Here is a 20873-nt window from a genome sequence, read left to right on the forward strand (position 1 = left end):
GCGCCATGGCCCCGACCCAGACACAGCGTACCGAGCCGGGCACACCACGAAACCGCTTCGGCGGCCTCCGCATTGACGGGCCGGGCAGATGACGGGAATCAGGCGACTGCGAGTCCGGTCGGTGCGAGGGCGCGGGGGCCGACCAGATCCGTACTGCCATGGGTATCGCTCGGGTAAGGAATCGAGTTCCGGGCCGAGGCAGTCGGCGTCGACCGGAATTCGATTCCTGAATTCCGGCTGTCGCCGCCCGGTTGTTCTCTGCCGGGAACTGTTGAATTGAGCCAAGTTCGGGTCGGCCGCCTCCGGGGATTTCCGGACCGCCTCGGTCGGCAAGGCGCCACGGAGAGGCGCTGGTGGGCTGCTGCCAGCGGGTTCTTCGGGGATCGCCCCGTCAGTGGAGCACGGAGGCGGGGTCGGACTCCATTTGATCCGTGCCGCCTTGAGTTCTCCTTGAGTCGCTCTGGGATGAAAGTCGGAGCGGTGTCGGTAGCGTGAGCGAGGCAACTGTCCCGCCCGCTTGCCGGATTCGTGAACTGTCGTTTGTGATAGACATGAATGAATATGCGAGCGCATGCGCAAGCCGCGAACCCACCCACCGACATCATCGACAGTGAGGGAATTGTCGTGCCCGCACACCAGAAGCTCTACCTTCGCCCGTCCGTGGTGGCCCAGCCCCTGCTGCACCGCTGGTACGCGTGGCCCTACCTCCTGGCGCCCCACACCGGCGCGCTCAACCTGCGGGACCGTCTGCTGCCGATCGTGGACAGCTACCTGAAGGCGCCGCACCTCCACGACCAGGTCAACTCGGACCCGAACCGCTACGGCGCGCCCTTCCTCGACCCCCAGGGCGCCACCCTCGACGAGGTCCGGGAGGCGCGCGAGAGCATGGTCAAGGAGGGCCAGGCCAAGCTCCGGCTCGCCGACGACATAGGCGAACTCCGGGAGCTGCTGCGGGAGAAGGCGCTCGGGGGGCCGATGGAGCCGCTCTACCCGCTGGTCCCCGATTCGCTGCGCGGCCGCGTCGAGCTGGTCTACGACACCGCCCACCGGCCCAACTTCCGCTTCTTCGAAGCGCTGATGTACAGCTCGCCGGCGTACGAGCGCCACGGCCAGTGCGTCTCCCTCACCGCCACGCACAGCCCCCAGCCCTTCGTGTACAGCAGCCCCGTCCTGCCGCACCCGGACCGCCTGGACATCCATCTGCCCTTCGACTCCCCGGTGTGGGACGAGCTGTTCGCGGCGCGCCTCGAGCCCGTCGACGTTCCGCACCTCGCGCAGCGCCTCGGGGTCGCCGAGGCCGAACTCCCGGCGTTCACCGCGCTGTTCCACGAGGCGCCGCCGGCGCAGCACACCCCGCCCGCGCCCGGAGACGTCCGGATGCGCTACCTCAACCACGCCACGGTGCTGATCGAGACCGGCGACACGTCCGTCCTCCTCGACCCGGTCATCGGCTACACCGACGACGGCTTCGAGCAGCACTACACGCTCGAAGACCTTCCCCGGCACATCGACACCGTCGTCATCAGCCACTTCCACTCCGACCACTTCTCGCTCGAGACCCTGCTGCAACTGCGCACCCGCATCGGCACGATCGTCGTTCCGCGCGCCTCCGGCGGATCGCTGTGCGACCCCAGCCTCAAGTCCATGCTCCAAGCCCTCGGCTTCCCCCACGTCAAGGAGCTGGCCGAACTCGAAACCCACCGCGTGGCCGACGGCGTCGAGGTCACCGCCCTCCCCTTCGTGGGCGAGCACGCCGACCTCGACATCCGCACCAAGATGGTGCCCCTCGTCCAGGCCGGCGGCCGCAGGCTGCTCTTCGCCACCGACATCACGCCGCTCGAGCCCGCGCTGTTCAACAACATCCCCGGCCTCACCGAGACCCCCCTGGACGCGCTCTTCATCGGCCTCGAATGCGTGGGGGCCCCGCTGAACTGGCTGTACGGGCCGATGCTGGAAGGCAAGCTCTCCCGCGAGCACAACAACGGGCGCCGCCTCAAGGGCAGCAACGCCGCCCAGGCCGACGTGCTCGCCCAGCAGCTGGGCGCCCGGCACGTCTACGCCTACGCCATGGGCCTCGAACCCTGGCTCAAGCACCTCACCGGCTCCGAGTACGACCCCGAGGCCGAGCCCGTCCAGCAGGCCGGCGTCCTCACCCGGCTGAGCGCCGAACGCGGCATCACCGCCGAGCTCCTGCGCGGCCGCGGCGAGCGCACCTGGCCCGTCGTCGACCCGGCGAAGCCGTAGGCCCGAGCGGTTGCCCGTCCGTGATGTGCCCGTCGTCGACCCCTTGGGTGGTGCGTCCATGCAGAACCACACCGTGCGCCGGAACGCGCCGCTGCGCCGCTTCGGCCCGCCGGGCACCCGCCCGGCCGCGCACCAGGACCCGGGGGGCGCACGCCGCGCCACCCTGGTCTGCTTCCCGAGCGCGGGCGGCGGGGCGAGCGGCTTCGCGCCGTGGCGCCGGCTGCTTCCCGAATGGCTGGAGCTGTACGGCCACGTCGGACCGGGACGCGAGGAGCGCGGCCGGGAGGCGCCGCTGAGCTCCGTGCAGGAGCTGGTCGACGACGTGCTGCCGGACGTGCTCGCACTGCCGGACCCGCTCGTGCTGGTCGGGCACAGTTTCGGCGCGGCCCTGGCCTACGAGCTGACGCACCGGCTGACCCTGGCCGGCCGCCCGCCGCTGCGCCTGGTCGTCCTCGCGGCGGTCGCGCCGGGGGCGACGGCGCTGGTGCCGCCCACGAGCGATCACGAGATCGAGCTGCTCTGGAAGCAGCTCGGCGCCAACACCGACGGTCTCAGCCGTCCCGGCTTCCGTGAGTGGCTCTTCCCGGTGCTGCGCGCCGACTTCACCGCGCAGGCGGCCTACCGCCCGGCCCGCCCCTCGGAGGTCACCACGCCGGTCACGGTGCTGTACGGAGACGAGGACCCGGTCGTGACGGCCGAGGAGGCGGCGATCTGGCGGACGCTGTGCGCGGGCCCGTTCGAGGTCCTGCCCGTGCCGGGCGGCCACTTCTTTCCGCAGGCGGAGCGGGCCGCTACGGCCGACGCACTCGTGCGCGTACTCGAGCGGGCACTCGAGCGGCCACTCGAGTGTGAATAGAGGGCCATTCGATCGGCGGCGGCTACGCTTTTCGAATCGAGAATTGACAATGATCCGGCAGGGGACGTTTGTTGATGAACCATGACGATCCAAAGACTCTGACTTCCCTTTTCGAGGAATGTGTCAGAAGATATCCGGGGCATGTCGCCCTGGAATTCGAAGGTGAGTCTTTGAGCTACGGCGAGCTGAATCGCCGGGCAAACAGACTGGCCCACCACCTGAGGGACACCGGCCAGGTCCGCCCCGACGACCGGGTGGCGATCCTGGTCCGGAACCCCCGTGACGTGATCATTGCCATGCTGGGCGTCCTGAAGGCCGGCGGCGCCTACGTCCCCCTGGACCCCGACAACCCGCCGGGGGTGACCCAGCGGATCGTCGAGGACGTGGCGCCCAAGGCCATGGTGATCGAGTCGTCGGCGGCCGCCGGCGCGATGTACTTCGACGGCGAGCTGTTCGTTCTCGATGTCATGGGCCCCGCCCTGACCACGCCGGACACCGACCCCGAGCCCTCCGCCGCGCCCTCCGACCTCGCGTACGTGATCTACACATCGGGTTCGACGGGCCGGCCCAAGGGCGTGGCCGTCGAGCACCGTGCGATCGTCAATACCCTGACGTGGCGCAATTCCTATTACGGTTTCGGTCCGGAAGACGTGACGCTGGCCATTCCGCGGCCGTCTTTCGACAGTGCCGTGGCGGACACTTTCTGCGCGCTCACCTCCGGTGCGCGCCTGCTGCTTCCGCGCCGGGACCGCATCACCGACCGGAATTACCTGACCGGCCTGATGGAACACGGGAACGTCTCCCATTTCCTCATCACGCCGATGCTGTACAAGCGTTTGCTGGAGGGTATGGAAGCAGGCCGGGCGACCTCCCTGCGATGCGTCACGATCGCGGGCGAATGGTTCACGCCGGGCCTGACCCTGGAGCACTGCCTGCGCCTGCCGCAGGTGGACCTTTACAACGAGTACGGGCCGTCCGAGAACGCGGTCTGCTCCACCGTCCACCGACTCGCCGCCACCGACGAGCGCGTCCTCATCGGCAGGCCGATCGAGAACGCGGAGGCGTTCGTCCTGGACGAGGACGGCGAGCCGGTGGGTCCGGGCGGGATCGGCGAGCTGCACCTGGCCGGGGCGGGCCTCGCCCGCGGCTACCTGGGCGACCCCGAGCTGACGGCGCAGCGCTTCTTCACCCCCGCCGCGGGCCCCGCCGCCGGCAAGCGCGTCTACCGCACCGGCGACATCGTGCGCCGGCACGCCGACGGCGACCTGGAGTTCGTCGAGCGCCGTGACGGCCAGGTGAAGATCCGGGGCCGGCGGGTCGAGCTGGGCCAGGTGGCCCAGGTCCTGGCGCAGGACGCGGCGGTCAGCCACGTGCACGTCCTGCGGCACGTCACCGAGACCGACACGCCGCTGCTGGTCGCCTTCGTCCAGGGGCCCGCCGCGGCGGACCTCGACCGGCTGCGCGCGACGGCGCGGGAGAACCTGCCCGAGTACATGGTCCCCTCGGCCGTGATCCCGGTCGACACGGTGCCGCTGACCGGCAACGGCAAGGTCGACGACAAGGCCCTCATCTCCCTGTACGAGGGGACGGTCGGCCGGCGTGCGGCGGGCCCCCAGCCCGGGAGCGAGGCCGAGGCGGCGCTGCTGGAGATCTGGCAGGAGCTGTTCGCGCCGCTGCCCATCGGTCTGGACGACGACTTCCTGGACCTGGGCGGCGACTCATTGAGTGTGATGGACCTGCTGGCCCGCGTGGAGCAGCGGATCGGGGTGCAGCTCGAGGTCTCGGACCCCTACACGGACCGGACCATCCGGAGCCTGGCCCTCGTGATCGAAGACCGACAGAACGACAAGGTGGGAGCAAAGTGAGCAGGCAGAGCGGTACTGACTCGATTTTCGGCGGTGTCGACTACGACGTGGTCGTCGCGGGCGGCGGCCTGGCCGGGCTGACTCTGGCCAAGCAGCTGAAGGACGCCCAGCCCGGGCTGTCCGTCCTGGTCTGCGAGCGGGAGCGCTCTCCGATCCCGCTGTCCGCGTTCAAGGTCGGCGAGTCCTCGGTGGAGGTGGGCGCGTACTACTTCTCCCACGTCATCGGCCTGTACGACTACCTGGAGGATCAGCACCTGGAGAAGCTGGGCCTGCGCTACTTCTACGGCGGCGGCGAAGGCCTCCAGGACGAAGCCGAGTTCGGCGTCAACCGGTTCCTGCCGGCGAAGTCCTACCAGCTCAACCGCGGCTCCCTGGAGGAGCACCTGCGCCTGGTCGTCGAGGGCGCCGGGGCGGAGCTCGTGCAGGGCGTGAAGGTCCTGGACATCGAGCTCGGCGAGCAGGACGCCCCGCACAAGACCACCTACCAGTCCATCGACGACGACAGCGCGCAGCCCACCACCGTGACCTCCCGGTGGGTCGTCGACGCCACGGGCCGGCACCGGCTGCTGCAGCGCAAGCTCGACCTCACCAAGCGCTACCCCAAGCCCCACAACTCGGTCTGGTTCCGCCTCGAGGGCAAGCTCGACACCGACGAGGCCGTCGGCGCCGAGCACACCGGCTGGCACGAGCGGATCACCGAGCCGCGCTGGCAGTCCACCAACCACTTCATGTTCGAAGGCGGTTGGATCTGGGCCATCCCGCTGGCCCCCGACCACACCAGCGTCGGCATCGTCGTCTCCGACGACCTGCACCCGGTCACCAAGTTCAACCGGATCGAGAAGGCCATCGACTTCATCGTGGACCGGGTCCCGGGCTTCGACCCGGCCATCCGCGAGCTGCCGGTCCTGGACTTCCGGGTCCTGAAGAACTACAGCCACTCCTCGCAGCAGGTCTTCTCCCAGGACCGCTGGGCGTGCGTCGGTGACGCCGCCGTCTTCGCCGACCCCTACTACTCGGTGGGCTCGAACCTGATCGGCTACGCCAACAGCTTCGTCACCGAGATGGTCGGCCGGGACGTGAAGGACTCCTTCGACGAGGGCTTCGTGCGGTACGCCAACCGCTGGTTCCTCTCCCTCGCCGAGGGCCTGACCATGAACATCCAGGGCTCCTACGCCTTCCACGACAACGCCGTGATCATGTCGTTGAAGACGATCTGGGACTACTACGTCGGCTGGGCCTTCTCCGACCCGCAGTTCTACGGCAAGACGTTCCTGGACGAGTCCGCGAGCACCACCCTCAGCGCGCTCGGCGCGCACGCGGTGGCCACGCAGGGCACGATCATGAACCTGTTCCAGGCCTGGGCGCGCGACTACCGCGGGGTCTTCGCCTTCGACTACATCGACTACTACGACGACGTCCCCACCCTCGCCCGGCTCTTCGAGCAGAACCTGCCCGGCGAGGAGGTACCGGCCTTCGGGACGGTCCTCACGAGCGTGCGCGACGGTCTGGAGCGCATCGAGGAGCTGGCCCACGTCATCTTCTACCTCGCCCTCGAGGACGCCCTGCCCGAGCGCCTGGACGAGATCCGCTCGCGCGGCTGGCTCAACGTCTCGGCGCTGAGCCTGAACCCCGAACGCTGGGAGCAGGACGGCCTGTTCGCCCCGAAGAGCCGCCCCAGGCTCGACGAGGTCGAAACCCTGGAGAAGGAGCTGCGGGCGCTGTACCGCGGCACGTCGACGCCTGCCGGACAGTAGGAGGCGCACGCCCGCCCCCCCGGCCGGACACCCGGGGGCGGGCGGGCACCGTCCCGACGGCGGGCCTCCCGCCCTCGCTCTCGAGTCCCGGTCCAGCGGCACTTGAGCGGTGTTGCGGGCCGTCCGGAGCTGTCGTAGCGTCAAGTGCATTGAATGCCTCCGGCGTCGGAGCCAGCCGAGGTGGGCGACCCGCATGTCACCACCGTCGTAGCCGCGCCCGAAGAGCAGCCCACTTCTCCGCCCCTTGTTCAGCAGCCGGTGCAGCCCGACTCGCGTGCGCCGGCCGGAAACACCTCCCGAAGGGCTCATCGCGTTGCGTCACTCATCGACATCGGCTGATTCGATCTACCCGAGGCCGCTGGAGGCCTACGGGTGGTCCCCTGAGCTCGACGAACAGTTCGCCTCCGTTGCCGACGCCTCGTGGGTGCCGGGCCGGGTCATCCGGGTCGACCGGGGCCGCTGCGACGTCGTGGTCGCCGACGGCGACTCCGGGGTGACCGTGGTCCACGCCGACACGGGTCCGGTATCCGACCCCGACCCCATGAAGATGCCCTGCACGGGCGACTGGGCGGCGGTCCGGGCCGGCGCGGCCGGCACCTACGTCCAGGCGCTGCTGCCGCGCCGTACGGCGATGGTCCGCTCCAGCGCCTCGCAGCGCTCCGAGGGCCAGGTGCTGGCGGCCAACATCGACACCATCGGCGTCGTCGTCGCCCTGGACACCGAGCCGGACCTCGGCCGGATCGAGCGGTTCCTCGCCCTCGCCTGGGAGAGCGGCGCGCAGCCCGTGCTGGTCCTCACCAAGTCCGACCTCGCCGAGGACGCGGAGAACGTCCGCGAGACGGTCGAGCAGGCCGCGCCGGGAGTGGACGTGCTGGTCGTCAGCGCCACCACCGACGACGGCATGGACATCCTCGCGGCCGTCCTGGCGGGGACGAGCGTCCTGGTCGGGCAGTCGGGCGCGGGCAAGTCCACCATCGCCAACGTACTGCTGGGCCGCTCCGCGATGGAGACCCAGCAGACCAGGGGCGACGGCAAGGGCCGCCACACCACGACGACCCGGGAGCTCATGCCCCTGCCGGGCGGCGGGGTGCTGATCGACACTCCCGGCATCCGCGGCGTGGGCCTGTACGACGCCGCCGACGGCCTGCAGCAGACGTTCTCGGAGATCGAGCAGCTCGCCGAGGAATGCCGCTTCCGGGACTGCGAGCACGTCGCGGAACCGGGCTGTGCGGTGCGCGAGGCCATCGACGACGGCATGCTGCAGCAGCGCCGCCTGGACAGCTACCACAAGCTGATCCGAGAGAACCAGTGGATCGCCTCGCGGAGCGATGCCCGCCTGCGCCAGGATCGCCTCAAGGCGCTGAAGACGCAGGGCAAGGAAGGCATGGCCAACATGATCGCGAAGCGCGGCTGACGCGGGGCGACGGCCTGGCCGGAGCACCGGGCGCCCGTCGCGGGCCGCCCGGTGCTCCGGTCCGACAAGTGCACGGGCACCCTGGGGTGTCAGCGGTGACCCGCGTACCGGCTCGGCCACGGCCCGGCGGTGCGCGGCCCGTTCGCGTCCCACCTCGGTGACGGATGTGCCCGCACGTGCCCGTGCGGTGTTCGGACCCCGCGGCGGCTGATGCCCCGTGGAGAACGCCGCTTGGCCGACGGGCAGTTGTCCTTATTTCGTCCTCGAGCAAGGAAATGTGCCCATGACGTCCGACCCTGCTGTGCCCGCCACCACGATCCGCCCCCGGCGCACGGGCGCCGCGCCCTCGGCGCGGGCCCACGCCAGACTCGCGCTGGCCGCGGCCGCCGCCGACGGCCTCGCCAGGGTCTCCGGCGGGCGCCCCCTGGAGGAACTGGTCGCCCTCACCGCGGCCACGGCCGTGGTGGTCGGTGCGGCGGAGCACACCGACGAGCCGGTGCTGGCCGTGGCCGGCCCCGCCGGCCCGGTGCTGTCCGGGATCGGGCTCGCCGCCCGGTCCACCGTCGGCGACCTCGTCCGGGCCGCCGACTCGGCCCTGCGGTCGGCGCCCGCGGTGGCCGACGAGGAGACGCAGCTCGCCGGCGCGCTGCTGGTCCGCTCCGCACGGGTCGGCCACGGCCCCGACGGGGCGCCCCGGCGGGACGCGATCGAGCTGGTGCTGACCGAACCCGGTGCGGACGGCGTACGCGAACTGGTGGCCGAGGCCGGACCGGACCGCGCCGAGGCGTGGTTCCTGGACGTCCTGCTGCGTTCGGTGTCCGGCGTCCTGGCCGGATTCACCGACCCGCACGGACCCGCCGCCGCGCTGCCGCCCGCCGCGGCGGACGACGTGGCGCAGGCCGCCGAGCTCGGCCGGCGCGGATTCGCACCGGAGATCGTCCCCACGACGCTGACGGCGCCGATCGAGGAGACGGTCCGCGCGCACCCGGACCGCACGGCCGTCGTCGCCGGTGCCCAGACCCTGACCTACCGCGAGTTCTGGCAGGCCGCGCAGGCCGTGGCGGCGCGTCTGCGCGCAGCGGGCATCGGGCGCGGGCACCGGGTGGGCGTCCTCACCGGCAAGAGGGTCCACGCCGTGCCGGCGATCGTCGGCACCCTGCTCGCGGGCGCGGCCTACGTGCCGCTCGACCCCAGGTCCCCGGCCGCGCGGCTGGCCGAGATCCTCGACGACGCCGAGTGCGCGGCCGTGCTCGCCGCGCCCGACCTGCTCGCCGGGCTGCCCGCCGGCCTCACCACCCCGGTGATCGACATCCAAGCCGCGGCCGGCGGACCCGCCGCCGAGCCCGAGGCCGGCCGGCCCGGGCCGCTCCCGGACGACCTCGCCTACGTGGTGTACACCTCGGGCTCGACCGGCAGGCCCAAGGGCGTGGAGATCCGGCACCGTGCCATCGCGAGCTACGTGCACTGGAAGGTGCGCCACCACGGGCTGGACCTCCACACCAGGGTGCTGCAGCTGCCGTCGCTGGCCTTCGACAGCTCCGTCGCCGACCTGTTCCCGGTGCTGGCATCCGGCGGGCGCCTCGTCCTCGCGGACACGCACCAGCTGCTGCCGCGCCGGCTGGCCGAGCTGGCGGAGCAGCACCGCATCACCCACCTCACGACCGTCCCGAGCCTCTACCGGGTCCTGCTGGGCGAACTCCCGCGTGCCGCGGCCTCCTTGCGGGCCGTCACGGTCGCAGGCGAGGCCACCACGCCCGATCTGGTGGGCCGCCACCACGCCCTGCTGCCCGGAGTCCGGCTGATCAACGAGTACGGCCCGACGGAGAGCTCGGTGGGCGCGACCGCGTTCGACCACGGCACGGCCGCCGGGCCCGGCTTCCCGATCGGCCGGCCCATCGCCAACACCGTCGCCACCGTGACCGGCGCCGACGGCCGGGCCCTGCCGGTCGGATTCGTGGGAGAGCTCAGGCTGGCGGGACACGGCCTCGCGGACGGGTACCGCAACCGGCCGGAGCTGACGGCGTCGGCGTTCGTGGCCGATGCCGCGGCGCCCGGCGGACGGAGCTACCGCACCGGGGACCTCGTCTGGTGGCGTCCGGACGGGATGCTGGAGTTCACCGGGCGGGCCGACGACCAGGTGAAGATCCGCGGCCACCGGGTGGAGCCCGGCGAGGTGGAGAGCGTGCTGGGACTGCTGCCGGGAGTCCGCCAGGCGGCGGTCGCCGTGGTGAGCGGCCCCGACGGGGCTCCGGCGCTGGCGGCCTGGCTGGAGGCCGTGGACACCACGGTGGAGGAGATCAGGGCGGGGGCCAATGCCGCGCTGCCGCCGGCGATGGTGCCGACCTCCCTCACACTGGTCGACGAGCTGCCCCGGATGGTGAGCGGCAAGATCGACCGGGGCGCCCTGGTGCGTCTCGCCGAGGCGGAGGCCGCCGCCCCGGCGCCGGCGTCCTCGCCGTCCCGGACGGGAGCGGGGGGCGACGCGCTGGAGGCGAAGGTCGGCGCCATCTTCGAGGAGGTCCTCGGCTCCGGCCCGATCGGTCCCGACGGGGACTTCTTCGAGGAGGGCGGGCACAGCCTGCTCGCGATCGCCGTGATCGACACCATCGAGAAGCAGCTGGGCGTCACCATCGACCTGGGTGACTTCTTCGACACGCCCACGGTCGGCGAGGTGTCCGCGCTGATCCGCAAGGCCGGGCCGGACTCCGGCGCGTAACCGCGACACGACGCGAAGCACTGTGCCCGGGGCGGGAGCGCCCCGGGCACAGTGCTTGGCCCTGCGGTGAGCGGGCCGTCCGCTAGCCGATCAGGCGGGAGCCGACGGACCGGCGCATGGCACGGGACTTGCGCAGGTCGTGGGTGACGTTGACCCGCTTGAGCCAGCGGTCCGTGCCGTCGTAGCGCGGCTGGAACGCACTACGGCTGTGCACCACCCGGTGGTTGTTCATGAAGACACAACTCCCGGCTTCGAGCGGGCAGTCGGTCAGGCCGGCGTCGAGGAGCTCCGCCGCCGCCGCGAAGGCCCGTACCGCCTCGGTGTCCTCGGCGGGCGCCGACATGTGCGTGGCGTCGAAGCACAGCAGCGGGTGGGACCGGGAGCCGGTCAGCATCGGCACCCGGCCGAGCCCGTCGATGAGGCGCGCGATGTTCTCGAAGACCAGCCGGTCCTCGTCGGTGCGCACCGTGTTGTTCTCCGGCAGGTGCGACTTGTCGGGAACGATGTGGAAGCGGTTCTGGAACAGGACGTCGAGGACGTCCTGCGGCAGTTCCGAGAAGTCCGCCTCCGCGACGGTCACCGGTACCGAGTCCGGATTGCGCAGCGCCGACAGGATGATGTAGTCGGCGCGGTAGGGGTGGAAGGCGTCCTCGGTGTGCAGGGTCAGCGGAGTCTTGCTGCCCGTGCCGAGCAGCTCGCGCTCGTACTGGCGGATCGGGAACACGTCGTTGACCAGGTGCCCGTCCTGCTGGGTGGCCCAGCCGAACGGTTCGCCGAGCAGCGACCCGTAGAGGAGGACGAGGATCTCCTCGGGCAGTTCGCGGTGGATCCGCGTCTCGTCCTTCCAGTGCGCGGGCGTGGGCCCGATGCGCTCGTCGTCCACGAGATGGCCGTTCACCACGCAGAAGCCGCGCGCCTGGTCGAGTGAGAAGGCGCGCAGGAAGCGCCGGACCCGCTCGGGCAGCCCGTCGGTGAGCAGCGGCAGCTCCTGGAGCAGCCGTTCGTCGTCGGCCGCGCGGTACCTCTCGGCCAGGCGCAGGGTCAGCTCGGACACCTGCCGGGCCTCGGCCGCGGTCAGCCGCAGCTCGGTCGCGGTCCGGGGCCTGATCGACGTCGTCATGGTTCGTCTCCTCATGTGCAGGGGCTGTAGATCGGGTCAGGCGTCGAACCGGAAGCCGCCGAAGGCCCGCCTCGCCGGCGCCGCTTCGGGTCGGGGCTCCTCGGGGTCCCGCAGGAGGCGGGCCAGTTCGTCGCCGAGCCGCCCGGCGATCCGCTCCGCGGTGTCCGCGGCGTAGCGGGCGGTGTCGTACTGGAGCCACAACCGCATGCCGTCCGCCTGCTCCACGAACTGGAAGGACAGCTCGAACATGCCGACGCGCTGGGGTATCGGCCCGCCGCGCAGGGCGATGCCGCCCGGCGCGCACGGGCCGGTGTCGATGCGGGGGTACAGGGCCACCCATACGTCGAAGAACGGCGGCCGTCCGGGGGAGCGCGGCGGTGCGAGCGCCGCCACCAGGGTGTCGAAGGCGACGTCGCTGTGGTCCACCGCGTCCACCGTGCGCTGCGCCACCTGCCGGACGAGGTCGTCCGGCGCGGCTTCGTCCCGGACCTCCAGCCGCAGCGGGACGGTCGCGACGTGGAAGCCGACGGCGTCGTTCGCGCCGAGCCGGGCCCGCCGGTCCACGGGGGTGCCCACACAGATGTCCGTGCCGCCCGTGATCCCCGCGAGCGTACGGGCGACGGCGGCGGCCAGCGGTACGAACGCGCCCGCGTGGTGCCGCCTGCCCAGGTCCGTCAGCCGCCGCACCAGGTCCGGGACGATCTCCCGCACGGCCATGCCGGTGGCGCTGCCGGCCCGCCGCGTCCGCGGACCGCTCACCGGCAGGGGCAACGGCGCCGGCGGGGGGAGGAGCACGCGGCGCCAGTGGTCGAGCGAGGCCTCCTGACCGGTCGGGCGGTGGGCGGGCCGGTCCTGCGCCGGGCGGCCGGCAGCCGGGTCCGGGTAGGCCGCCACGAGCTGCGTGGCGAGGATCTCCAGGCTGCGGCCGTCGCAGACGAGGTGGTCCGCGAGCAGCAGGAGCGACCACCGGGTGTCGTCGCGCAGGAACAGGGTGGTCCGCACGAGCGGGCCGGTCGACGGATCGAACGGCACGGTGAGGCGCTCGTCCACCAGGGAGTCGAACCGGGTATCGCCCGTCTCGTCCCCGCGCAGGTCGACGACCTCCAACGGCGGGACGTCGTCGGTGACCAGCGCCCGGGGCTCGCCCTGGGCCTCGACGAAGACGGTCCGCAGCGCCGGGTGGCGCCGGGCCAGGCCGGCCAGTGCCGCCCCCAGCCGTCCGGCGTCCACGGCGCCCTCGCCCTCCAGCAGGCAGGGCACCGTGTAGGCCCCGGAGTCGCCGTCCCCGCGCTGGCGTTCGAGCCACAGCCAGCGCGTGGCCTCGGCGACCTCGGCTCCCGGCAGCGCGGCGGCGGGCCGGGGGCGCGGGGCGGCGGGCTCGGCGGCTTCGGCCGGTTCCCCGGCGCCGGGGGCGAGTTCGGCGAGCCGGGCCGCGAGCAGCGTGGGCGTGGCGGCGTCGAAGACGTCCCGTACGCGGACCCGTACGCCGAAGACCCCTTCCACGGCCACGGCGAGGTCCAGCGCGGACAGGCTGTGACCGCCGGCGACGAAGAAGTCGGTGTCCGGCGTGACGTCGTCCAGTTCCAGCGCCGTGGCGAACAGCTCGCACAGCCGCTGCGTCAGGCCGGGTCCGGCCAGGGGCGCCCGGTGCCTGAGGGCGGTGTCAGAAGTCATAGTGTGTTTCGCTCCAAACAGAGCCGGGTGCGGACGGCTCCGGGGTCGGGGGCACGGTCGGTGACGGAAGGCCGGGGGGCGCCGCGAAGTGGCCGGTGGCCAGGCCGCTCAGCACCGCGGCGACGTGGTCGGCGTAGCCGGCGGCCTCCGCCCCGTCGAGCAGGCGGTCGTCGTAGGTGAGGTCGAGGTGCAGGGTGTCGCCCTTGACGCGGGCGTACAGCCACAGGTCGCTGGTGGCGGGCAGATCGTCCACCAGCAGGTCCTCGACCACGTGGCTCTCGGCGCCCAGGCCCGCGTTCTCCCAGCTCACACCGAGGTCGAGGAGCAGGCTGCGGCCGGGCGCCGCGCGCAGCGCCAGCCGCTCGGCGAGCACGTCGAACGGCAACCGGGAGTTCTCGTAGGCCTCCAGGATCCCGATCTGGACCCGGGGCAGCAGTTCGCCCGGGGTCACCGCGTCCTCCAGCGTGACCCGGAGGGGCACCGCGTTGGCCAAGTAGCCGATCAGGTCGTCGGCTTCGGGACGGTGGCGCAGGCTCGCGGCGAAGCCGACGACGAGGTCGGCGGCCCGCGTGCGCTGGTTCACCGTGACGGCGAAGGCGGTCACCACCTGCGCGAACGGGGTCGCGGGGACGCCGTGGAGCACGGCCGCGGGGAGGGACCGGTGGACCACCGCGGTGCGGCCCCGGCGGCCCCGGCGGCGGGCCGGGTCCACGGGGTCGGGTCCGACCGGGACGCCGCGCAGGCGTGCGCGCCAGAACTCCACCTGGCGCGCCGCCTCGGGCCCGGCCAGCCACTCCTGCTCCTCGCGGACCCACTCCTGGTAGGTGTACGGGAGCCGGGGCAGCCGGGGCGGTTCGCCCGTGAGGGCCCGCTCGTAGGCGGTGAACAGGTCCTGCAGCAGTACGTCGACGCTCGCGCCGTCGTAGATCAGGTGGTGTGCGGTGACCGTGAGCAGATCACCGCCGACGGGCCCGGTGAGCAGGCGCAGTTCGAACAGCGGCGCCCTGTCGAGGGCGAAGCTGACCCGTCGGGCGTCGTGCAGCGCGGCCGCGACCTCCGGCCCCGAGGGGTCCGCGCCGGGCAGGTCCACGACGACCAGCGGTACACCGTCCGGCAGTTGGTCCAGCACGGTCAGCTCCGCGTCCGTTCCCCGCGGCAGGACCTGCGCGCGCAGCATGTCCTGGCGTTCGACGACGGCTTCGAGGGCGGTGCGCAGCGCGCCGGGATCGATCCGCCGGCCCAGCCGTACGAGGTCGGAGATGAGGAAGGTGTCCGAACCCGCCCATCGCGAGGTCAGCCAGACGCGGCGCTGCGCCCGGGACAGCGGCAGGAACCCGCTCTCCGAGTCGGCCGCCGCGGCCGGGTCCCGCTCCGCCGCGGCCTTCGCCGACTGCTCCTCCAGCGCCGTGCTGAGCGTGGCCACGGTCTGGAAGGTGTAGACGGTGCGCACGTTGACGTGCAGGGCGTGCGCGATGCGCGCGGCGGTCAGACTGTGGCCGCCCAGCTCGAACAGGTTCGCGTCCGGGTCGGTGACGGGGCGCTCCAGAACCTGCGTCCACACGTCGGCGACGTGCTGTTCCGCCGGGGTGAACGGCCGTGCGGCGGCGGGGGATTCGGCGGCGGCCAGTGCCTCGTCGGGCGCGGGCAGCGCCCGGCGGTCGAGTTTGCCGCCCGCGGCCACCGGGAGGGCGGGCAGGCGGACGAAGGCCGCGGGCATCATGTAGGCGGGCAGCCGCGCCGCGAGGTGCCGGCGCAGGGCCGCCGTGTCCGCCTCACCGACCACGTAGGCGACCAGCCGCGGTTCGGCGCCGGTCGTCGGGAGTACGGCGGCGTTGCGCAGACCGGGGGCCTCGGCGAGGACCGCGGCCACCTCGTTCGGCTCGACCCGGTTGCCCCGGATCTTGAGCTGGTCGTCGGCCCGGCCCAGGTACTCCAGGCGCCCGTCGGCCAGCCGGCGGGCCAGGTCGCCGGTGCGGTACATGCGCTCGCCCGGGCGGACCCGGCTGGCCACGAAGCGGGCGGAGGTCAGGTCGGGGTCGCCGAGGTAGCCGCGGGCCAGGCCCGCCCCTCCGATGCACAGTTCGCCCGGTGCTCCCAGCGGCACCAGCGAGCCCCGCTCGTCGAGCAGGTCCACCCACTTGCCGGGCAGCGGGCGGCCGATCGAGGCGTCGCCGGAAACCGTCCCGGGCCCCGTGCCGGCGGCGCCCGTGGTGTCCACCGGCTCCACGGTCGTGACCACGCTGTCCTCGGCCGGTCCGTACTCGTTGAACAGCCGCACCCCGGGGAGGAGTTCGGCATGCCGCGCGGTGAGCGCCCGGGTGACCCGCTCCCCGCCGAGCACGACCTCGCGCACGTCGCGGAACGCCGGGCCGACCTCGTCGAGCAGCATCTGGTAGAGGCTCGGCACGATCAGCACGTGCCGGATCGGGTGCCGGCGCATGACCGCGGCCACGTCTTCCGGCGTGAGCAGCTGCTCCCGGGTGACGATCACCATGGGCGCGCCCGAGGCGAGCGCGCTGAACACGTCGGCGATGCCGGCGTCGGCGTGGATCGGATCGACCTGGAGGACCGCCCCGCCGGCGTCGAGGCCGTAGTAGGCGATGCGGAACCGGACGGAGTTGACGATGCCGCGGTGCTCCACCATGACGCCCTTGGGCGTTCCGGTGGAGCCGGAGGTGTACACCACGTAGGCGAGGTCGGCGGGGCCGGCGGGGTGCTGCGGCGCCGGCTCCTCCCGGTCCGCGGCGGCCTCGGGCGCGTCGCCGACGGTCACCGTGGGCAGGCCTTCGGCGGCCGTGGTCCGCGTGAAGTCCCCCGAGGTGACGGCGGCGACCGCGCCGCTGTCGCGGAGCACCCGCGCCAGCCGGGCCGCAGACTGCTCCGGGTCGAGGGGGAGGAACGCCGAACCGGTCTTGAGGACGGCGAGCAGCGCGACCGGCATCCACTCGGAGCGCTCGCACAGCACCGCGACCACGCGGTCGGGGCCGGTCGGCGCTGCCGCCGCGATCCGGGCGGCCAGCGCATCGGCCCGGCGGTCCAGCGCGCGGTAGGTCAGGACGCGGTCGCCGCAGACGACCGCCTGGTCCTCGGGCGCGCGCCGCACCTGCGCGGCGACGAGGTCGAGGAGGGTGGCCGCGGTGTCCGCGGCCGAGGGGCTCTCGCCGGTGCCGGCCGCGAGGAGCGCGGCGCGCTGTGCGCCGGGCAGCAGGGGGGCGGCGGAGACGGGGGCCTCGGGGGCGTCCGCCAGCGCGGTCAGGAGGTGGTCCAGCTGGTCGGCGAGCCGCTCCGCGGTCCCCGCGTCCAGGACGTCCTCGCGGTAGGTGACCGCCACCTCGATCGGACGGTCCGGGCCGGGTTCGCCGAAGCCGAAGACGAGGTCGAACCCCTCCGCGCCGCTGTCCAGGCGGATGTGCTCGGCCGCCGGGCCCTCCTCGGTGCCCAGCGGGTCCGTACCGGAGACGGTGGCCTCGACCAGCACGTCGAAGAGCGGATTGCGTCCGGCGACCCGTTCGCGGCCCAGGGCCTCCACGAGGCTCTCGAAGGGGTACTCCTCGTGGGCGCGGACCTCCCGCGCGTGCTCCGCCGCCGCCGCGACCACATCGGTGAAGGAGAGCTCCGGCGCGATCGGGGTGCGCAGCGCCACGGTGTTGACGAACAGCCCCACGGAGTCGGCCAGTTCGGGGCGGTCCCGGCCCGAGACGACCGTACCGAGCACGATGTCGCCGGCCCCGCTCCAGCGCAGCAGCAGGACGCGGACGGCGGCCACCATCGCCGTGAACGAGGTGGTGCCGAGCCGTCGGCACAGCTCCTGCACGGACCGGGTCGTGTCCTCGCCGAGCGTGAGGCGGACCGTGCCCGCCGCCGAACCGCGCTCCGTCGGGCGGGGCCGGTCGAGCGGGAGGTCGACGCTCGGCGCGCCGTCCAGGACGCCCCGCCAGAACGCGCCGCTCCGCGCGTCGTCCTCGCGGGACCGCTCGCCGAGCGCGTACGCGCCGTACTGCGTGGGCGCCGGGACCTGCTCCCTGCCGTCCAGGAACCGCTGGAGGTCGCGCAGGATCACCGCGAACGACCAGCCGTCGCAGACGCTGTGATGGACGGACAGCAGGAGCGTGCCGCCGGGGCGCCCGTCCTCGACGAGCCAGTGGGCGCGCAGCAGGGGGCCCTCGGCCGGGTCGAACACGTGGCGCTGCTCCGCGTCGGCGATGCGCCGCAGCAGGCCGGCGGCGTCCTCGGGATCCGTCCGGTGCACCCGCAGTGCGGGCCGGGCCCGTTCGGGTGCCAGCACGATCTGGCGCAGGCCGTCGGGGTCGGCGCGGAACACGGTGCGCAGGGCCTGGTGCCTGCGCACCGTCCGCTCCAGGGCGTCCGCCACCTCGGCCGCCCCGGGGGAGCCGGGCAGCCGGAAGGCCTCCACCATGTTGTACGGGCGCACTTCCCCGTCCTCGTACTGTTCGAGGAACCACATCCGGCGCTGGGCGTTGCTCGCGGGCACCGGGTCCGGGGTCTGCGGCCACGGTGTGCGGGCGGCCGGCTCCGCGCGCCCGTCGGCCGCGGCGCGGCGCAGCAGCGCGCCGAGCCCTTCGGGAGTGCGGGCGGCGAACACGTCGCGGACGGTGATCACGCCGCCGCCGGCCGCCGCGCCGAGCCGGCCCGCGAGGACGGCGGCGGTGAGGCTGTGGCCGCCCGCGGCGAAGAGGTCCTCGTCCCCGGCGCGCGGCGCGGCGCCGAGCACCTCGGCCCAGATCCGGGCGGCGGTGCGGCCGGCTTCGTCGTCGGGCTGCCAGACCTGCCCGTCCAGGCTCGCCACATGGGCGAGGATGGCCGCGCGGTCGATCTTGCCGTGCAGGGTGACGGGCAGCGCGTCGAGGCGCAGGATGCGGCCCGGGACCATGTAGCCGGGCAGGCGCAGCTCCAGCCGGCGGCGTACGTCGGCCGGCTCGAGAGCCTGGTCAGAGGTGTAGACGGCCACGACGGACGGCGGTCCCGAGGGAGCCGTGAAGGGGAGGACGGTCGCGGCGACGACGCCCGGGACGGAGCTGAGGGAGGCCTCCACCTCGCCGAGCTCGACCCGGTTGCCGTGGATCTGGATCTGGTTGTCGCGGCGGCCGAGGAAGACCAGCTCGCCCTCGGGGTTCCAGCGGCCGAAGTCGCCGGTCCGGAACACCCGGACGCCGGGGTGCGCGGGGAGCTCGCAGAACCGTCCCGGGCCGGTGGGTTCGTCGTCGGCGTAGCCGCGGGCCACGCCGGGGCCGAGTACGTGGATCTCGCCGGGTATGCCGGGCGGTGCGTGGTCCCCGTGGGGGGTGAGCAGCAGCACGCCGAAGCCCTCGGTGGGCCTGCCCACCGGGACGGTGGTCAGCGCCGGGAAGTCCGATCCGGGGCAGGTGAAGGTGGTCGCCTCGATGGTGGCCTCGGTGGGTCCGTACAGGTTGCCGAAGGTGCCCACGCGCAGCCGGTCCGCCAGCCGGGGCAGGAGCCCGGCCGGGATCTCGTCGCCGCCCAGCAGGCAGATGCGCACGTCTTCGGCGGCGCCGGCGGGCAGCCCTTCGGCCATCACGGCGAGCAGGGAGGGCACGCAGTTGACGACGTTGACGCGCAGGCGCCGCGTGGCGGCCCAGAACTCGGCGGGCGAGAGGGTCTGGGGGGACTCCATGACCGCCACGCAGCCGCCCGCGGCGAGGGTGGTGAAGATCTGGTAGGTCAGGGCGTCGGAGGTCACGGCCGACAGCAGGGCGCAGCGGATGTCCTCGTCGAAACCGAGGAGCCGGCCCGAGGCGAGGGTCTTGTGGGCGAGCTGACGGTGGGTGAGCGCCACCGGGCGGGGCAGGCCGGTCGACCCGGAGGTGAAGAAGAGGATGGCCTCGTCGTCGGGACCCGGTCCGCCGGGCGTTGCGGCTCCGCCGGGCGTTCCGGCTCCGGCCGTTCCGCTGCCGGGCGTTGCGGCTCCGGCCGTTCCGCCGCCGGGCGTTGCGGCTCCGCCGGGCGTTCCCGGGCCGTCGGCGGCGGACAGGGATGCGGGGGACACCACCGGCAGGGCGATCCGCCCGGGCAGTTCCTCCGCCGCGGAGATGACGCAGACGGCCCCGCTCAGGCGCAGCTGGCGGGCGACGCGCTCCGTCGGGTGCGAGGGGTCGAGGGGGACCATCGAGGCGCCCGCCCGCAGCACCGCCAGTACCGCCAGCACCAGTTCGGGGCTTTTGGGCAGCAGCAGGGCGACCCGGTCGCCCGGCTTCACCCCGTGGTCGCGGGCGAGCGAGCGCGCGGCGCGCGACGAGCGCAGCGCCAGCTCCCGGTGGCTCCAGACCACGGTTCCGTCGGACACCGCCTCGCGGTCCGCAAAGCGGTCCGCGGCGTCGTCGACGATGCCGGTGAGGGTCGCGTCGGCGAACTCCGCCACGACGGGCAGGCCCGACCACCGCTCCAGTTCGGCGCGCTGTGCGGGACCGAGCACGTCCAGCTCCGTGACCGGCTGCCGAGGGGAGCGGGCGAGTTCCGCGAGGGCGGCCGCCGTGCAGCGCAGCAGGGCGGCCGCAGCCACCGGAAGCTCGGCGTCCGACTCGGCGGCCAGGGTCAGCCGGCCGCCGGCCCGGCGCAGGGTCAGGCACAGCCCGACGGGCTCCAGCAGCTTGCCGCCCGCCTCCTCGCACACGACGCCGAGCCGGCCGAGCGCACGGCCCGCCGGCACGCCGGCGAGGTGCAGGCGGGAGGCGACCGCCTCCCGGTCGGGCCAGGCGAGGGGCAGGGCGGATTCGAGTTCGGCGTGCAGCGCCGTCAGGAAGGCCGAGGCCGGTGCCTCGCGGTCGAGGGGAGCGCAGAGCGCCAGCTCGCGCGGGGTTCCGTCCGCGTCGGCGCCGGTGTCCGCCCCGGGCGGCGGGACGGGCACCGGCACCAGGACCACGTGCCGGGGTTCCCCGTCGAGCGCGGCCAGGGCGAGGCGGGCGGCGGCGACGGTGAGCAGCAGGAGGCCGGTCGCGTCGCCGCCGGACAGGGCGTCCAGCCGCTCGGTGACCGCCGGGTCCAAGGCGATCTCCGGCGCGTGCCCGTCCGGGGACACGACGTCCAGGAACGGAACGGCGCCGCCGGCCGCCAACCGGGCGAGCCAGGATTCACTCAGGGCATTGTCACTCAGCATTTTGTACGCTCACCCAATACCTTCGATGGTTCTGAAGAACATGACGGCACCCAAGATCCTGTGCAAGGGAAATGGGTCTTGTCAAACATGAATCGATG

The 20873-nt window shown here is 73.3% G+C and carries 9 protein-coding genes; 6 read left to right on the forward strand and 3 right to left on the reverse strand.

Going from position 1 to position 20873, the window contains the following annotated elements; all coding sequences use genetic code 11:
• Positions 1 to 624 precede the first annotated feature (624 nt).
• From AB0D66_RS12735 to AB0D66_RS12760, 6 genes are all read left to right on the forward strand, one after another.
• Positions 625 to 2244 (forward strand): MBL fold metallo-hydrolase, encoded by a 1620-nt coding sequence (locus tag AB0D66_RS12735; RefSeq protein ID WP_362300965.1) that lies wholly within the window; start codon positions 625 to 627, stop codon positions 2242 to 2244.
• Positions 2245 to 2302: 58 nt separating this feature from the next.
• Entirely contained in the window at positions 2303 to 3100 is a 798-nt protein-coding gene (locus AB0D66_RS12740; protein ID WP_362300968.1) for an alpha/beta fold hydrolase, read from the forward strand.
• A 74-nt stretch (positions 3101 to 3174) separates the two neighbouring features.
• The gene (locus AB0D66_RS12745; RefSeq protein WP_362300971.1) at positions 3175 to 4965 is read left to right on the forward strand and encodes an amino acid adenylation domain-containing protein; all 1791 of its coding nucleotides are present in this window, start codon (positions 3175 to 3177) and stop codon (positions 4963 to 4965) included.
• Positions 4962 to 6719, forward strand: a complete 1758-nt coding sequence (locus AB0D66_RS12750) for an NAD(P)/FAD-dependent oxidoreductase (RefSeq protein WP_362300974.1) — start codon at positions 4962 to 4964, stop codon at positions 6717 to 6719. The genes AB0D66_RS12745 and AB0D66_RS12750 overlap by 4 nt, the downstream gene beginning before the upstream one ends.
• 313 nt (positions 6720 to 7032) lie before the next feature.
• Entirely contained in the window at positions 7033 to 8133 is a 1101-nt protein-coding gene (rsgA, locus tag AB0D66_RS12755) for a ribosome small subunit-dependent GTPase A (RefSeq protein ID WP_362300977.1), read from the forward strand.
• Between the two features lie 283 nt (positions 8134 to 8416).
• Positions 8417 to 10849 (forward strand): non-ribosomal peptide synthetase, encoded by a 2433-nt coding sequence (locus tag AB0D66_RS12760; RefSeq protein ID WP_362300980.1) that lies wholly within the window; start codon positions 8417 to 8419, stop codon positions 10847 to 10849.
• 82 nt (positions 10850 to 10931) lie between these two features.
• On the opposite strand, the gene vioC is transcribed toward AB0D66_RS12760, so the two are convergent.
• The 3 genes from vioC to AB0D66_RS12775 are packed head-to-tail and all read right to left on the reverse strand — an operon-like array spanning position 10932 to position 20775.
• Positions 10932 to 11969, reverse strand: coding sequence for an arginine beta-hydroxylase, Fe(II)/alpha-ketoglutarate-dependent (gene vioC / locus AB0D66_RS12765; protein WP_362300983.1), 1038 nt, complete (start codon positions 11967 to 11969; stop codon positions 10932 to 10934).
• 36 nt (positions 11970 to 12005) lie between these two features.
• Positions 12006 to 13643, reverse strand: a complete 1638-nt coding sequence (locus tag AB0D66_RS12770) for a condensation domain-containing protein (RefSeq protein ID WP_362300986.1) — start codon at positions 13641 to 13643, stop codon at positions 12006 to 12008.
• Positions 13633 to 20775, reverse strand: a complete 7143-nt coding sequence (locus AB0D66_RS12775) for an amino acid adenylation domain-containing protein (RefSeq protein WP_362300989.1) — start codon at positions 20773 to 20775, stop codon at positions 13633 to 13635. Before AB0D66_RS12775 ends, AB0D66_RS12770 begins: the two co-directional genes overlap by 11 nt.
• Between the last annotated feature and the right edge of the window lie 98 nt (positions 20776 to 20873).

Origin of the sequence: Streptomyces sp. NPDC048270 (assembly GCF_040652335.1) — a bacterium.
Classification (GTDB): domain Bacteria; phylum Actinomycetota; class Actinomycetes; order Streptomycetales; family Streptomycetaceae; genus Streptomyces.

Bases quoted from the DNA above. Each gene is read 5' to 3' on its own strand.
- AB0D66_RS12770 (WP_362300986.1), bottom strand. From the start codon at position 13,643: ATGACTTCTGACACCGCCCTCAGGCACCGGGCGCCCCTGGCCGGACCC.
- AB0D66_RS12745 (WP_362300971.1), top strand. From the start codon at position 3,175: ATGAACCATGACGATCCAAAGACTCTGACTTCCCTTTTCGAGGAATGT.
- AB0D66_RS12775 (WP_362300989.1), bottom strand. From the start codon at position 20,775: ATGCTGAGTGACAATGCCCTGAGTGAATCCTGGCTCGCCCGGTTGGCG.
- vioC (WP_362300983.1), bottom strand. From the start codon at position 11,969: ATGACGACGTCGATCAGGCCCCGGACCGCGACCGAGCTGCGGCTGACC.
- AB0D66_RS12760 (WP_362300980.1), top strand. From the start codon at position 8,417: ATGACGTCCGACCCTGCTGTGCCCGCCACCACGATCCGCCCCCGGCGC.
- AB0D66_RS12740 (WP_362300968.1), top strand. From the start codon at position 2,303: ATGCAGAACCACACCGTGCGCCGGAACGCGCCGCTGCGCCGCTTCGGC.